Annotated in this window: 14 protein-coding genes and 3 tRNA genes; 3 read left to right on the forward strand and 14 right to left on the reverse strand. The window is 69.4% G+C overall.

Features of this window, described 5'->3' with window-relative positions; translation table 11 throughout:
- Positions 1 to 204 precede the first annotated feature (204 nt).
- From rplA to ACZ60E_RS29720, 5 genes are all read right to left on the reverse strand, one after another.
- Positions 205 to 930 carry a 50S ribosomal protein L1 gene (rplA, locus tag ACZ60E_RS29700; protein ID WP_107020982.1) on the reverse strand — a complete coding sequence of 242 codons (726 nt, stop codon included), beginning with the start codon at positions 928 to 930 and terminating at the stop codon, positions 205 to 207.
- 76 nt (positions 931 to 1,006) lie between these two features.
- Positions 1,007 to 1,441: a 50S ribosomal protein L11 gene (gene rplK, locus ACZ60E_RS29705; RefSeq protein ID WP_267028676.1), complete on the reverse strand. Its 435-nt coding sequence runs from the start codon at positions 1,439 to 1,441 to the stop codon at positions 1,007 to 1,009.
- 193 nt (positions 1,442 to 1,634) lie between these two features.
- Positions 1,635 to 2,531 carry a transcription termination/antitermination protein NusG gene (gene nusG, locus ACZ60E_RS29710; RefSeq protein ID WP_469444406.1) on the reverse strand — a complete coding sequence of 299 codons (897 nt, stop codon included), beginning with the start codon at positions 2,529 to 2,531 and terminating at the stop codon, positions 1,635 to 1,637.
- A 77-nt stretch (positions 2,532 to 2,608) separates the two neighbouring features.
- The gene (secE, locus tag ACZ60E_RS29715) at positions 2,609 to 2,896 is read right to left on the reverse strand and encodes a preprotein translocase subunit SecE (RefSeq protein ID WP_055610500.1); all 288 of its coding nucleotides are present in this window, start codon (positions 2,894 to 2,896) and stop codon (positions 2,609 to 2,611) included.
- Between the two features lie 109 nt (positions 2,897 to 3,005).
- A tRNA-Trp gene (locus tag ACZ60E_RS29720) sits at positions 3,006 to 3,078 on the reverse strand.
- A gap of 225 nt (positions 3,079 to 3,303) precedes the next feature.
- Between ACZ60E_RS29720 and ACZ60E_RS29725 the strand changes: the two genes are divergently transcribed.
- Both ACZ60E_RS29725 and ACZ60E_RS29730 read left to right on the forward strand, forming a co-directional pair.
- Positions 3,304 to 4,530, forward strand: a complete 1,227-nt coding sequence (locus ACZ60E_RS29725; protein ID WP_384801174.1) for a pyridoxal phosphate-dependent aminotransferase — start codon at positions 3,304 to 3,306, stop codon at positions 4,528 to 4,530.
- 178 nt (positions 4,531 to 4,708) lie between these two features.
- Positions 4,709 to 5,737: an adenosine deaminase gene (locus ACZ60E_RS29730; RefSeq protein WP_469444408.1), complete on the forward strand. Its 1,029-nt coding sequence runs from the start codon at positions 4,709 to 4,711 to the stop codon at positions 5,735 to 5,737.
- Here ACZ60E_RS29730 and ACZ60E_RS29735 read toward each other — a convergent pair.
- The 9 genes from ACZ60E_RS29735 to ACZ60E_RS29775 form a co-directional block, all read right to left on the reverse strand.
- Positions 5,682 to 6,401, reverse strand: coding sequence for a hypothetical protein (locus ACZ60E_RS29735; protein ID WP_469444410.1), 720 nt, complete (start codon positions 6,399 to 6,401; stop codon positions 5,682 to 5,684). The two genes, ACZ60E_RS29730 and ACZ60E_RS29735, sit on opposite strands and share 56 nt — an antisense overlap.
- Before the next feature lie 63 nt (positions 6,402 to 6,464).
- Positions 6,465 to 7,520: a UDP-N-acetylmuramate dehydrogenase gene (locus tag ACZ60E_RS29740; protein WP_469444411.1), complete on the reverse strand. Its 1,056-nt coding sequence runs from the start codon at positions 7,518 to 7,520 to the stop codon at positions 6,465 to 6,467.
- A 192-nt stretch (positions 7,521 to 7,712) separates the two neighbouring features.
- Positions 7,713 to 9,161 (reverse strand): MFS transporter, encoded by a 1,449-nt coding sequence (locus ACZ60E_RS29745; RefSeq protein WP_469444412.1) that lies wholly within the window; start codon positions 9,159 to 9,161, stop codon positions 7,713 to 7,715.
- 158 nt (positions 9,162 to 9,319) lie between these two features.
- Positions 9,320 to 9,889: a TetR/AcrR family transcriptional regulator gene (locus tag ACZ60E_RS29750; RefSeq protein WP_469444414.1), complete on the reverse strand. Its 570-nt coding sequence runs from the start codon at positions 9,887 to 9,889 to the stop codon at positions 9,320 to 9,322.
- A 134-nt stretch (positions 9,890 to 10,023) separates the two neighbouring features.
- Positions 10,024 to 10,452: a MaoC family dehydratase gene (locus ACZ60E_RS29755; protein WP_384801157.1), complete on the reverse strand. Its 429-nt coding sequence runs from the start codon at positions 10,450 to 10,452 to the stop codon at positions 10,024 to 10,026.
- A gap of 4 nt (positions 10,453 to 10,456) precedes the next feature.
- Complete coding sequence (locus ACZ60E_RS29760) at positions 10,457 to 10,909, reverse strand: FAS1-like dehydratase domain-containing protein (RefSeq protein WP_469444416.1); 453 nt, start codon at positions 10,907 to 10,909, stop codon at positions 10,457 to 10,459.
- A 99-nt stretch (positions 10,910 to 11,008) separates the two neighbouring features.
- Positions 11,009 to 11,173 (reverse strand): 50S ribosomal protein L33, encoded by a 165-nt coding sequence (gene rpmG / locus ACZ60E_RS29765; RefSeq protein ID WP_007265873.1) that lies wholly within the window; start codon positions 11,171 to 11,173, stop codon positions 11,009 to 11,011.
- Positions 11,174 to 11,264: 91 nt separating this feature from the next.
- Positions 11,265 to 11,337: transfer RNA gene (locus ACZ60E_RS29770), tRNA-Met, on the reverse strand.
- Between the two features lie 46 nt (positions 11,338 to 11,383).
- Positions 11,384 to 11,456, reverse strand: a tRNA-Thr gene (locus tag ACZ60E_RS29775).
- A gap of 235 nt (positions 11,457 to 11,691) precedes the next feature.
- On the opposite strand from ACZ60E_RS29775, the gene ACZ60E_RS29780 reads away from it, so the two are divergent.
- Complete coding sequence (locus ACZ60E_RS29780; protein WP_469444417.1) at positions 11,692 to 12,972, forward strand: amidohydrolase family protein; 1,281 nt, start codon at positions 11,692 to 11,694, stop codon at positions 12,970 to 12,972.
- Positions 12,973 to 13,107 lie beyond the last annotated feature (135 nt).

The following is a 13,107-nucleotide window of genomic DNA, read 5'->3' on the forward strand; positions in this document are numbered from 1 at the left end:
GTGCCTCGCACGCTAGCGCAGGCCACCGACATCCGACCCGGAAACGGGCACCGGGGTACCGGGCGCCGGGTGGCGGTCACCGGGCGGCAAGGCGCCAGGCGCCGAGAACCGGCGCCGGACACAAAGACGGGCCCCGCACCTCGAAAGGTTGCGGGGCCCGTCCTGAAATCGCGTCTGCGACGCGGCTACCGGTGAGCGTCAGGCTCAGACGGCGGCCGGGTCCTCCTCGACGAGGAGGTTGCGGGTGCGGTTCGAGTCCAGCGTGATGCCGGGGCCGATCGTGGTGCTGATCGTGGCCTTCTTGATGTAGCGACCCTTGGCGGCCGACGGCTTCAGACGAAGGATCTCGTCGAGCGCGGCGCCGTAGTTCTCCACCAGCTGCGTGTCGTCGAACGACGCCTTGCCGATGATGAAGTGCAGGTTCGAGTGCTTGTCGACGCGGAACTCGATCTTGCCGCCCTTGATCTCGGTCACGGCCTTGGCCACGTCCGGGGTCACGGTGCCCGTCTTCGGGTTCGGCATCAGACCACGCGGGCCGAGGACACGGCCCAGGCGGCCGACCTTGCCCATGAGGTCCGGGGTGGCGACGACGGCGTCGAAGTCCAGACGCCCCTTCGCGACCTCGTCGATGAGTTCGTCGGAACCGACGATGTCGGCGCCGGCGGCAGTCGCGGCCTCGGCACGGTCACCGGTCGCGAAGACCAGGACCCGGGCGGTCTTGCCGGTGCCGTGCGGGAGGTTCACGGTGCCGCGGACCATCTGGTCGGCCTTGCGCGGGTCGACACCCAGACGGAAGGCGACCTCGACGGTGCCGTCGAACTTGGAGGTGGAGGTCTCCTTGGCGAGACGGACGGCTTCGAGCGGGGCGTACTGCTTCTCCCGGTCGATCTTGGCGTCCGCAGCGCGGAGAGACTTGCTGCGCTTGCTCACTACTGCTCCTGTGTGCTCTGAGGAGTCGTGGTAGGGGCCGAGCAGGCCCTGCCACGGTGTTCTGCAGGGGTGGGGATCAGCCCTCGACCGTGATGCCCATGGAACGGGCGGTGCCGGCGATGATCTTCGACGCGGCGTCCAGGTCGTTGGCGTTGAGGTCGGCCAGCTTGGTCGTGGCGATCTCGCGGACCTGGGCCTGGCTGATCTTGGCGACCTTGGTCTTGTGGGGCTCGCCGGAGCCCTTCTCGACACCAGCGGCCTTGAGGATCATCTTCGCGGCCGGCGGGGTCTTGGTGATGAAGGTGAAGGAGCGGTCTTCGTAGACCGTGATCTCCACCGGGATGACCCAGCCGCGCTGCGACTCGGTCGCCGCGTTGTAGGCCTTGCAGAACTCCATGATGTTGACGCCGTGCTGGCCCAGTGCGGGGCCGACCGGCGGCGCCGGGTTGGCCGCACCGGCCTGGATCTGGAGCTTGATAAGCCCCGTGACCTTCTTCTTCTTGGGAGGCATTGCTCTCTCCGGGTCCTAGTGAGAGTTTCCGGCCATCCAATCCGGATCATCCGGATGGAGGCATACCGCACAACGATAACGGGTATCGGTGCGCAGCCTAAAACCGAGCAGGTCAGACGGCCCCCCGCAAGCGGGAGATACCCCCAGCGAGAGTCTGTCTGACCTGGTCGGAAGCGTACGGTCCGAAAGAACGTCAGTTCTTCTGGATCTGGTCGAAGCTGAGCTCCACCGGAGTCTCGCGGCCGAAGATCTCGACGAGGCCCTTGACCTTCTTCGAGTCGGCGTTGATCTCGTTGATGGTCGCCTGCAGCGTCGCGAACGGGCCGTCGGTGACGGTGACCGAGTCGCCCACCTCGAAGTCCAGCACCTGGACCTCGAGCTTGCGGGACGGCGCCGGCTTGCCCTCGGCCTCGGCGGCCTCGCGGGCTGCCTTCTCCTCGGCCTCGGGGGCGAGCATCTTGACGATCTCGTCCAGCGTCAGCGGGTACGGATCGTAGGCGTTGCCCACGAAGCCGGTGACGCCGGGGGTGTTGCGGACGACACCCCAGGACTCGTTCGTCAGATCCATGCGCACCAGCACGTAGCCGGGGAGCTTGTTCTGCTTGATGGTCTTGCGCTCGCCGTTCTTGATCTGCGCGACCTCTTCTTGCGGCACCTCGGCCGCGAAGATGAAGTCCTCGACGTTCAGCGAGACGGCACGCTGTTCGAGGTTGGTCTTCACGCGGTTCTCGTAACCGGCGTACGTGTGGATGACGTACCACTCGCCGGGCAGCGAACGGAGTTCCTCACGAAGGGCGGTGACGGGGTCGACCGGCTCGGCCTCCTCCGCCTCCTCCTCGTCGGACTCGGCACTCTCGTCCTCGTCGGTCGCGGCGTCGCTGTCCTCGTCGGAGGCGGCCGGAGCGGTGTCGCCCTCGCCGTCCTCACCGGACTCGTCCTCGACGTGCAGCGCGACCTCTTCGGCGGGCTGGCCCGCCGCGGCGTCGGCAGCCTCGACCTCGTCCTCGACGTCCGCGCCCTCGACGATGTCGAGTTCGTCGTCACGGGACTCGACCGACTCGACGGCATCGTTCAGGTTCGGGTCAGACACGGTGGCTGCTTCTTCCTGGATCATGGGGGTGGAACACGCGAAAGCGGGCGCCGGGTACGGCGCCCTTCGCGCTTGGCCTAGCCGAAGACGTACTTGGCGGCCTTGTCGAGTCCGAAGTCAATCACAGTCACCAGACCGATCATGATGACAACGAACACAATCACCACTGTGGTGTACGTCGTCAGCTGATTACGGGTCGGCCAGACAACCTTGCGGAGCTCCGCGACGATCTGGCGGTAGAAGAGGGCAAGGCGCTTCAGCGGGCCCTTCTTGGCACGCTTACCGCCCTTGCGGCCCTTCTTCTGGGACTCCGGCGCCTCATCCTGGGCATCAGGCATGTCGATGGAGCCCACGGCGTCCGTCACTCGTCCTCACCTGATTCCGGGTCGTGGCCGTGCCGCGCCCGGTGTGAGCCGCACGGCGGTGCAATGCAGTACGTACATGTGCACACATCCTGGTGAAAGGAGTGTGTAGCAGGGCCGGAGGGACTTGAACCCCCAACCGCTGGTTTTGGAGACCAGTGCTCTACCAATTGAGCTACGACCCTTTGCTTCCCCCACAACGTACCGCATCCGCCCGGGTGCTCGGAGTGCACCGGAAGAGCGCGGCCGGTGAAGGCCAACGAGGTGAGAGTGTACGTGGTCGGCGGCCGGTCGTCGAACAGAAAGCGTCCGTAAGGACTTTGTGCGTACCCGGCCCCGGGTTCGTCCGGCGTTGCCCAGTCTGTGAAACCAGTGTGCCGGGGACGTTTCCGGTCTGAAACGATGGGCCCATGAGCGCTGCAATCCCTCCCACCGAGCGCCGGGTCTCCGCCCGAGTCGGCGCGATCTCCGAGTCCGCCACCCTCGCCGTGGACGCCAAGGCCAAGGCCCTGAAGGCCGCCGGACGTCCGGTGATCGGCTTCGGCGCCGGTGAGCCCGACTTCCCGACCCCGGACTATGTCGTCGAGGCCGCCATCGAGGCATGCAAGAACCCGAAGTACCACCGCTACACGCCGGCCGGCGGCCTTCCCGAGCTGAAGGCGGCGATCGTCGCCAAGACGCTGCGTGACTCCCACTACGAGGTGGACGCCTCCCAGGTCCTGGTGACCAACGGCGGCAAGCAGGCCATCTACGAGGCGTTCGCCGCGATCCTCGACCCGGGCGACGAGGTCATCGTCCCGGCCCCCTACTGGACGACGTACCCCGAGTCGATCCGTCTCGCCGGCGGTGTCCCGGTGGACGTCGTCGCGGACGAGACGACCGGCTACCGCGTCTCGGTCGAGCAGTTGGAGGCGGCCCGTACGGAGAAGACCAAGGTCGTCCTCTTCGTGTCACCCTCCAACCCGACCGGTGCCGTCTACAGCGCCGAGGACACCGAGGCCATCGGCCGCTGGGCCGTCGAGCACGGCCTGTGGGTGATGACGGACGAGATCTACGAACACCTGGTCTACGGGGACGCGAAGTTCACCTCGCTGCCGGCAGTACTTCCCGAGCTGCGCGACAAGTGCATCGTGGTCAACGGCGTGGCGAAGACGTACGCGATGACCGGCTGGCGGGTCGGGTGGCTCATCGGTCCCAAGGACGTAGTGAAGGCCGCGACCAACCTGCAGTCCCACGCCACGTCGAACGTGTCGAACGTGGCCCAGGCCGCCGCGATCGCCGCCGTCTCGGGCGACCTGACGGCCGTAGCCGAGATGCGCGAGGCCTTCGACCGCCGCCGCCGGACGATCGTGCGCATGCTCAACGAGATCGACGGCGTGCTCTGCCCGGAGCCCGAGGGCGCGTTCTACGCGTACCCCTCGGTGAAGGCGCTCCTCGGCAAGGAGATCCGCGGCAGGCGCCCGCAGACCTCCGTCGAGCTGGCCGCGCTGATCCTGGAGGAGGCCGAGGTCGCGGTCGTCCCGGGCGAGGCCTTCGGCACTCCCGGCTATCTGCGGCTGTCGTACGCGCTGGGTGACGAGGACCTCGTCGAGGGCGTCTCGCGGATCCAGAAGCTCCTGGCGGAGGCCAAGGCCTGAACCCGCGCACGGCAGTAAGTACTGAACCCGCTCAGGTCAGCGGGTGGGGCGGGCCGTTTCCCTCCGGGGAGGCGGCCCGCCTCTTCGTGTCCCGCGCTCCCTCGTTTCTTCGTGCGAGCAAGACCACGTTCAGGGAAAGCGCTACCGATACGGCGCCGGCGTGCGGCAGGATCCTTGAATGGAGCACGTACGTAAGGTCTCTGAGCTGCCCAAGGCTCATCTGCACCTGCATTTCACCGGTTCGATGCGGCACACCACCCTGCTGGAACTGGCCGACAAGCACGGGATTCATCTGCCCGACGCGCTGACGAGCGGCGAGCCGCCCAAGCTGCGGGCGACGGACGAGCGCGGCTGGTTCCGCTTCCAGCGGCTGTACGACGCGGCGCGGTCGTGCCTCAGAGATCCCGAGGACATCCAGCGGCTCGTGCGCGAGGCCGCCGAGGAGGACCTCAAGGACGGCTCGGGGTGGCTGGAGATCCAGGTCGACCCCACGTCGTACGCGCCGCGTCTGGGCGGTCTCATCCCCGCCCTGGAGATCATCCTGGACGCGGTGGACACGGCCTCGCGCGAGACCGGGCTCGGTATGCGGGTCCTGGTCGCCGCGAACCGGATGAAGCACCCCCTGGACGCCCGCACGCTGGCCCGGCTGGCCGTCCGGTACGCGGACCGGGGCATCGTCGGATTCGGGCTCTCCAACGACGAGCGGCGGGGCATGGCACGGGACTTCGACCGCGCCTTCGCGATCGCCCGCGAGGGCGCGCTGCTGGCCGCGCCGCACGGCGGTGAGCTGACGGGCCCCGCGTCCGTCCGCGACTGCCTGGACGACCTGCACGCCTCGCGGATCGGGCACGGGGTGCGGGCCGCCGAGGACCCGCGGCTGCTGAAGCGGCTCGCGGACCGCGGCATCACCTGCGAGGTCTGCCCGGCCTCGAACGTCGCCCTGGGGGTCTACGAGAAGCCGGAGGACGTCCCCCTGCGCACACTTTTCGAGGCGGGCGTGCCCATGGCGCTCGGCGCGGACGACCCGCTGCTGTTCGGCTCCCGGCTGGCCGCCCAGTACGACATCGCGCGGCGCCACCACGGCTTCACGGACGCCGAACTGGCCGAGCTGGCACGGCAGTCGGTGCGCGCCTCGGCGGCCCCGCCCGACATCAGGGAGAAGCTGCTGTCCGGGGTCGACGACTGGCTGACCGCCCCGGTCGCCTGAAGTGGGCGTGGGGCGGGTAGGCCTGGAAGCCGATGTCCAGCTCCGGCCCCCGCCCCCGGGTCAGCGGCAGATGCGGGGTGAGCGAGGTGACCAGCACGTCGTGCCCCTTGGCCGCCCTCTTGCCGAGCGGGCCGAAACCGGCCGCCAGCTCAAGGTGGACGGACGCCGAGGCGAAGGTGTCCCGGGCGCCGAAGAGGAACAGCGTCCGGGCGTGCGTCGCTGGCCGGATGCGGTCCACCGGGTCGAGGCGGTCCCAGTGCCGGTCCCAGCGCGCCTGCCAGTCGGCGGCATGGCGCGCGGTCCGCTGTTCGTCGGTGCGGACGGTGCCCGGGGTACCGCGGGTCAGCCCGCGGCGCAGCGCGGGCCAGACGGACGGCCGCAGGCCCAGGGTCCGGTGGGCGAGGACCAGGTCCACCGGTACCCCGGGCGCGTACTGCCGGGGAACGCTGTCGCGCAGCGGGACGTGGACGACCGTGTGCGGGGAGTGCGCGGCGAACGAGAACAGCGCGGCGAGGCGGGAGAGCCCGTCGTGGTCGCCGAGCAGGTAGCCCCACTCGCGCAGGGGGTCGCTGAGCGTGGTGTGCCGCAGGGCGGGGCGTGGCTGGACGACCCGGAACGCGTACCGGCCGGTTCGCGGCCTGAACTCGGTGACCCTCAGCCGCACGGGAGTTCTCTCATGTCCCCAGGGTGACCGCCGGTCCGGGCCGCCGACAAGCGAAATACCGTCTCAGAGGCTGACGCCCACCGTCACCGGTTCGTTGACGAGCGTGATCCCGAAGGCGTCGTGGACGCCCGCGACGACCTCGCGGGCGAGCGCGAGGAGGTCCTCCGTGGTGGCCGCGCCCCGGTTGGTGAGGGCCAGGGTGTGCTTGGTGGAGATACGGGCGGGGCCGGTGCCGTACCCCTTGGTGAAGCCCGACTTGTCGATCAGCCAGGCCGCGGAGGTCTTGGTGTGCTCGTCGTCCGCGGGGTAGGCGGGCGGGACCACTCCGTCGCCCAGGGTCTCCACCACGCGCGCGTGGAACGCGGCGAACTCCTCACGCGTGAGGATCGGGTTGGTGAAGAACGAGCCGGCCGACCAGGTGTCGTGGTCCTCGGGGTCGAGGACCATGCCCTTCCCGGAGCGCAGCTTCAGGACGGTCTCGCGGGCCTCGTCCACGGGCACGCGGTCGCCGGGTCCGACACCGAGCATGCGGGCCGTCTCGGCGTACCTCAGCGGCGCGGACAGCCCGGCGGCGTCCTCCAGCTCGAAACGGACACGCAGCACCACGAACCGCTCGGGATCGCTCTTGAAACGACTGTGCCGGTACGAGAAGGCGCACTCGGCGTTCGACATGGTGACCGTCTCGCGGCTTTCGCGGTCATAGGCGATCACTTCGGTGATCGTCGACGACACTTCCTGGCCGTACGCGCCCACGTTCTGGATCGGTGTCGCACCGGCGGAGCCCGGGATTCCGGCGAGGCACTCGATGCCCGCGAGACGGGCCTCGACGGTACGGGCGACCGCGTCGGTCCACACCTCACCGGCGGCCAGCTCCAGCTTCGTACCGTCGAGTTCGAAGCCGCGCGTGGCGATGCGCAGGGCGGTGCCCTGGAAGCCCTTGTCGCCGATGACCAGGTTGGATCCGCCGCCGATCAACAGCAGCGGCGTACCGGAGTCGTCGGCCTCGCGGACGGCGGCGATCACCTCGTCGTCGGTGGTCGCGGTGATCAGCCGGTCGGCGGGACCACCGAGCCGGAAGGTGGTCAGCGGGGCGAGGGCGGTGTCGTGGAGTTCCTGCACGTCCCCAGAGTACGAGAACGGCCCCGCCGGTTCCGGCGGGGCCGTTCTCAGCAGGTGCGGGCACCTTCGGTACACCTGATGTCGCGTTCTCCGTGCGGACCGGTGGGGGCGGGAGCCGGGGCGCAGCCCCGCTCCCGAGGGGCGCGGGGAACTGCGCGACCCGCCCCCACCGACCCGCGGACTCGACTCGACTCAACGCGACGCGGTCTCCAGTACAGGGGGTCCGGACACGGCCGCCTCCATGACCTCCTGAGGCCCGTCCTCAGTCCGCCGGCGCGGGATGTACAGCGCCCCGACCCCCGCCAGGGCGACCGCCGCCGACCCCACCCACAGTGCCGGCCGGATCCCGTCCACGAAGCTCTGCGCGCTCTCGTACCCACCCTGCGCGGAGAAGATCGAGGCCATCACCGCGATACCGAGCGCCCCACCGACCTCGCGCAGCGCGTTGTTGGCGCCGGACGCGATCCCCTGCTCCTGCGCCCGGACGCTGGACATGACCAGGCTGGAGGCGGGAGCGAAGAAGAGGGACATCCCGATCCCGCTGATGATCAGCGCGGGCAGCTGCGCGGCGTACGACGTGTCCGCCTCGACCACGACGGCGAACCACCCGAGTCCGACGGCCTGCAGGAACAGACCCGCCGCGACGACGGGACGGCCGCCGACGCGGTCCGACAGATAGCCGGCGACCGGCGCGACGAGCATCGGCATACCGGTCCACGGCAGCATGCGCAGCCCCGCCTCGGTGGGCGAGTAACCGAGCACGCCCTGCATGTACTGGCTGAGCAGGAAGATCGAGCCGAACATCCCGAGGAACATCAGCAGGCTCGCCGCGTTGATCCCGGCGAAGGCGCGACTACGGAAGAGGCGCATCGGCAGCATCGGGTTCTTCGCCCGCATGCCGTGGAAGACGAAGCCGGTGAGCAGAGCCGTACCGGCGAACAGGGCGAGCAGCACAACGCCGTCGCTCCAGCCGACGACAGGTGCCCGGACCAGCCCGTACACGATTCCGAAGAGGCCGCCGCTGGCGAGCAGGGTGCCGCGGATGTCGAGCGGGGCACCGGAGCCGAACGACTCCGACAGGCGCAGCCGGGCGAGCGGCAGCAGGGCCAGGCCCAGCGGAACGTTCAGCCAGAAGATCCACTGCCAGGACAGGTGTTCCGTGAGGCTGCCTCCGATGAGCGGCCCCGAGGCGACCGCGAGACCGTTGACGGCGCCCCATATCCCGTAGGCCATCCCGCGCTTGGCGGCCGGCACGGCGGCCGTCAGCAGGGTCAGGGTGAGCGGCATCATGATGGCCGCGCCGACGCCCTGGACCGCGCGGGCGGCGATCAGCGAGTCGATGCCGGGCGCCATGGCCGCCGCGGCGGACGCGCCGGTGAAGACGGTGATGCCGACGAGGAACAGCCGGCGGCGGCCGAACCGGTCGCCCAGGGCCGCGCCGAACATCAGTAGCACGGCGAAGGTGAGCGTGTACGCGCTCACGGTCCATTCCAGGTCGTCGAGCGCTCCCCCGAAGTCCTTGCGGATCGAGGGCAGAGCGGTGGTGACGACGAGGTTGTCGAGGGCCGCCATGAATCCGGCGACGCTGGTGATGACGAGGGCCCAGACGGCTCCCCCGCGACGTTCGGTCTGCTGTGACATCGCTCCCCCAGCGGGTTATCGCTAGTTCCGGTTAGTTATTGATGACTAACTTTTGAGGTCATGAAAAGGCGCCGCTCTCCGCCGCCTTCACCCCGGTGGTGTTCGTTGCGCGTCGCGCTTCGGCGTTCCACTTCGGCATTCAACTTCGGCGTTCCGCTTCAGTGTTCGAGCCGGCCCTTGACCCGGGCCGACGGGTAGAGCCCTTCCCACACCCGGTGCTCGGCCGGGAACCCCATGGCCACCAGGCTGTTGATGAGCATCCCGTAGGCCAGGAAGTCGGTGGTCTCGTCGACGTCGGCGCCGAGCGGCAGGTGGACGGTCTCCCACAGCCGCATCCAGCCGGCCCGCACCGCCTCGCCGAGCTCGTGGTCGCCGGCCTGCTCGGCCGCCGCCACCGCGACATACATCTGCATCTGCATGAGCAGCCGCTCGGGCTCCTCGGCGATGACCTTCGTGTACGCGTCCGCCATGGAGTGCAGAGCTTCTTCGCCGTGCAGCCCCTCGGAGGCCACCTCGAACGCGCGGATGGTGTCCTCCAGGCAGCGTTCGGCGGCCGCGAGGAAGATCGCCTTCTTGCCGGGGAAGAGCCGGAAGAGGTACGGCTGCGAGACCCCCACGCGCTTGGCGATCGCCTCGGTGGACGTGCCGTAGTAGCCGCCCCGGGCGAACTCGCTCATCGCCGCGCGAATGACGCTCTCACGCCGTTTCTCTGCGCTCATCCTGACCATGCGACGAAGTTAGTACTCAATCACTAACTAAGTCAAGGGGGTGGCCCGGAGAGGCCGCGAAGAGACGGAGAGGCCGTACGAAGTAAGGGGCGCCCGCAATGGCGGGCGCCCCTTACTCGTGACCGTGCGGTCTGTCAGGCCAGTCGTACGACGGCCCGGGACATGCCCAGCACCTTCTGGCCCGCGCTCATCGCCACGAGGTCGACGCGGACGGTGTTGTCGTCGAGCTTGACGGCGACCTTGCCGCTGACCTCGATCGTGGCGCCCTCGTCGTCGTTCGGGACGACGACGGGCTTGGTGAAGCGGACGCCGTACTCGACGACCGCGCCCGGGTCGCCGGCCCAGTCGGTGACGACCCGGATCGCCTCGGCCATGGTGAACATGCCGTGCGCGATGACGTCCGGGAGGCCGACCTCCTTGGCGAACTTCTCGTTCCAGTGGATCGGGTTGAAGTCCCCCGAGGCGCCCGCGTACTGCACGAGCGTGGCGCGGGTCACTCCGAAGGTCTGGGCCGGCAGCTCGGTGCCGACCTCGACGTCGTCGTACGCGATCTTCGCGGTCATCGGTTCACGCCCCTTCGGCCGCACGGGACACGAGCTTGGTCCAGGCGGTCACCACGTGCTCGCCGACCTCGTCGCGGACCTCGCCTCGAATGTCCAGGATGTCGTTGCCCGCCATCGACTTGATCGCCTCGATGGTGGACGTGACCGTCAGCCGGTCCCCCGCGCGCACCGGGCGCCGGTGGACGAACTTCTGGTCGCCGTGCACGACCCGGCTGTAGTCGAGACCCAGTTGCGGGTCCTGGACGACCTGTCCCGCGGCCTTGAAAGTGATCGCGAACACGAAAGTCGGCGGCGCGATCACATCGGGGTGGCCGAGGGCTTTGGCCGCGTCCGGGTCCGTGTAGGCGGGATGGGGATCTCCCACCGCTTCCGCGAATTCACGGATCTTCTCCCGGCCGACCTCGTACGGGTCGGTGGGCGGGTAGGACCGCCCTACGAAGGACTGGTCGAGCGCCATCGGCTCGGCACCTCCTGGTTCGCACTGGTTCGCAACTGGTGTTCAACGACACGAGGCCGCCCCCCGATTACAGGGGACGGCCTCGTGAACGAGCCTTTTTTATCGCGTTTCGCGGTGCGCAGTGTGCGAGTTGCAACGCGGGCAGTGCTTCTTCATCTCCATGCGATCCGGGTTGTTACGCCGGTTCTTCTTGGTGATGTAGTTCCGCTCCTTGCACTCCACGCAGGCCAGCGTGATCTTCGGGCGGACGTCGGTGGCAGCCACGTGAGTGCTCCTTGCCGGACGGATGGGACATGGATTAACGCATAGAAGAGTAACCGATCGAAGGACCGACCCCGCAATCGGCTACCGTCAGTAGCGGTGACCGGACTTGAACCGGTGACACAGCGATTATGAGCCGCTTGCTCTACCGACTGAGCTACACCGCTTTGATGTGATCAGTTCCCGCCTTTCGACGGGAACTTCCCACACCAGAGCCCCAATACGGAATCGAACCGTAGACCTTCTCCTTACCATGGAGACGCTCTACCGACTGAGCTATTGGGGCGAGCGATGAAGACATTACACGCTCGGCAGCCGATCGCCCAAATCCGTTTCGTGGCACCGGCTCCGGCCCGTTCCCGGGTCCTCACCGGCTGTTCCACCCGCCTCTCCGGCACGACGGACCACACCGGTACGACTATTCCGCTCCTCCTCGATGTGTGCCGATCGTCACCCTAGGCTCGACTCACGCTGCGTGATCTTGTGCCTCTCCTGCGCAGCCGACGAGCCCCAGGAGCGCGATGCCAGACAGCCAGCCGCAGCCGCACCACTCCTCGTCGAGCTCCTCGTCCTCGTCGGGCTCCTCGGGTTCCCCGGGCCCGTCCGGCCGGGACAGCGGGTCCGACCTGCTGCTCTGCGGTGCGCGGCTCACCGACGGCCGGCTCGTGGACGTACGGCTGGCCGACGGACGTATCGAGGCGGTCGGCACCGCGGGCAGCCTCACCGCGCACACCGCGCGCGTGGACCTCTCCGGACATCTGCTCCTGCCGGCCCCGGCCGAGCCCCACGCCCACGGCGACACGGCCCTGTCGGCCGACGGCGAGGGCCCGGTCTCGTACGAGGGCCGGGAGGTCCAGCGCCGTACGACCGAGGCCGCTCTCCTCCAACTCGGCCACGGGGCGACCGCCGTCCGCTCGCACGTGCGCGTGGGCGACGTGCAGGGGCTGGGCTCGATGGCGGCGGTCCTCCAGGCGCGGCGCGCGCTGCGGGGGCTGGTCGAGCTGACGGTCGTGGCGATGCCCCGGGTACTCACCGGACTCGCCGGGGCCGACGGGCTGGCGATGCTGCGGGACGCGGTGAAGATGGGCGCCTCCGTAGTGGGCGGTTGTCCGGATCTGGACCCGGATCCGACGGGATATGTGGAGGCGGTCCTGGAGGTGGCCTCGGAACAGGGCTGCCCGGTCGATCTGCACACGGACGGTGACGATCCGGCCCGGCTGGGGCGCCTCGCGGCGATGGCGGGCGGGTTGCGGCCCGGGGTGACGCTCGGCCCCTGCGGAGGGCTGAGCCGGCTGCCCTCGGAGGTGGCCTCGCGGTCGGCCGACCAGCTCGCCGCGGCCGGTGTGACCGTCGTCTGCCTGCCCCAGGGCGGCTGTTCGGGCGTGGACCGCCGCGGCACGGCACCCGTACAGCTGCTGCGGGCGGCCGGGGTGCGGGTCGCGGCCGGGAGCGGCGCCCTGCGGGACCTGTCGAACCCCGTGGGCCGCGGGGACCCGCTGGAGGCGGCGTATCTGCTGGCCTCGCGGTACGGGCTGCGGTCCACCGACGCGTACGACGCGGTGAGTTCGTCGGCGCGGGCGGTACTGGGGCTGCCCGAGGTACGCGTGGAGGCCGGTTTCCCGGCGGAGCTGCTCGCGGTGCGCGGGGACCGGCTCGACGGTGCGCTGTCGCTCGCGTACAGCCGGATCGTGGTGCACCGGGGGCGCGTGGTGGCGCGGACGAGCGCGGTGCGGGAGTACTGCAACTCGGCGGTGGCCGTGGCGCTGGACCTGCCGCGTCAGGGGCGTACGGGGCAGTCGTGAGCCGTGCGTCGCGATGACGTGTGCGGTGGGATGAGATGCGCGGCACGCGCGCGTGGAGGCCGTTGACCTCGCTACGCGCGCGTGCGTTCGGCCGCTGTGGTCTGCCGCTGTGGGGCGAATGCGGCTGCCGGTGAC

Source organism: Streptomyces sp. NPDC102514, from assembly GCF_055584525.1.

Coding starts and splice junctions, on each gene's coding strand:
- rplK (WP_267028676.1), bottom strand. CDS start 1,441: ATGCCTCCCAAGAAGAAGAAGGTCACGGGGCTTATCAAGCTCCAGATC.
- ACZ60E_RS29725 (WP_384801174.1), top strand. CDS start 3,304: ATGAGCGCTGCAATCCCTCCCACCGAGCGCCGGGTCTCCGCCCGAGTC.
- ACZ60E_RS29730 (WP_469444408.1), top strand. CDS start 4,709: ATGGAGCACGTACGTAAGGTCTCTGAGCTGCCCAAGGCTCATCTGCAC.
- ACZ60E_RS29745 (WP_469444412.1), bottom strand. CDS start 9,161: ATGTCACAGCAGACCGAACGTCGCGGGGGAGCCGTCTGGGCCCTCGTC.
- ACZ60E_RS29750 (WP_469444414.1), bottom strand. CDS start 9,889: ATGGTCAGGATGAGCGCAGAGAAACGGCGTGAGAGCGTCATTCGCGCG.
- ACZ60E_RS29755 (WP_384801157.1), bottom strand. CDS start 10,452: ATGACCGCGAAGATCGCGTACGACGACGTCGAGGTCGGCACCGAGCTG.
- ACZ60E_RS29760 (WP_469444416.1), bottom strand. CDS start 10,909: ATGGCGCTCGACCAGTCCTTCGTAGGGCGGTCCTACCCGCCCACCGAC.
- ACZ60E_RS29780 (WP_469444417.1), top strand. CDS start 11,692: ATGCCAGACAGCCAGCCGCAGCCGCACCACTCCTCGTCGAGCTCCTCG.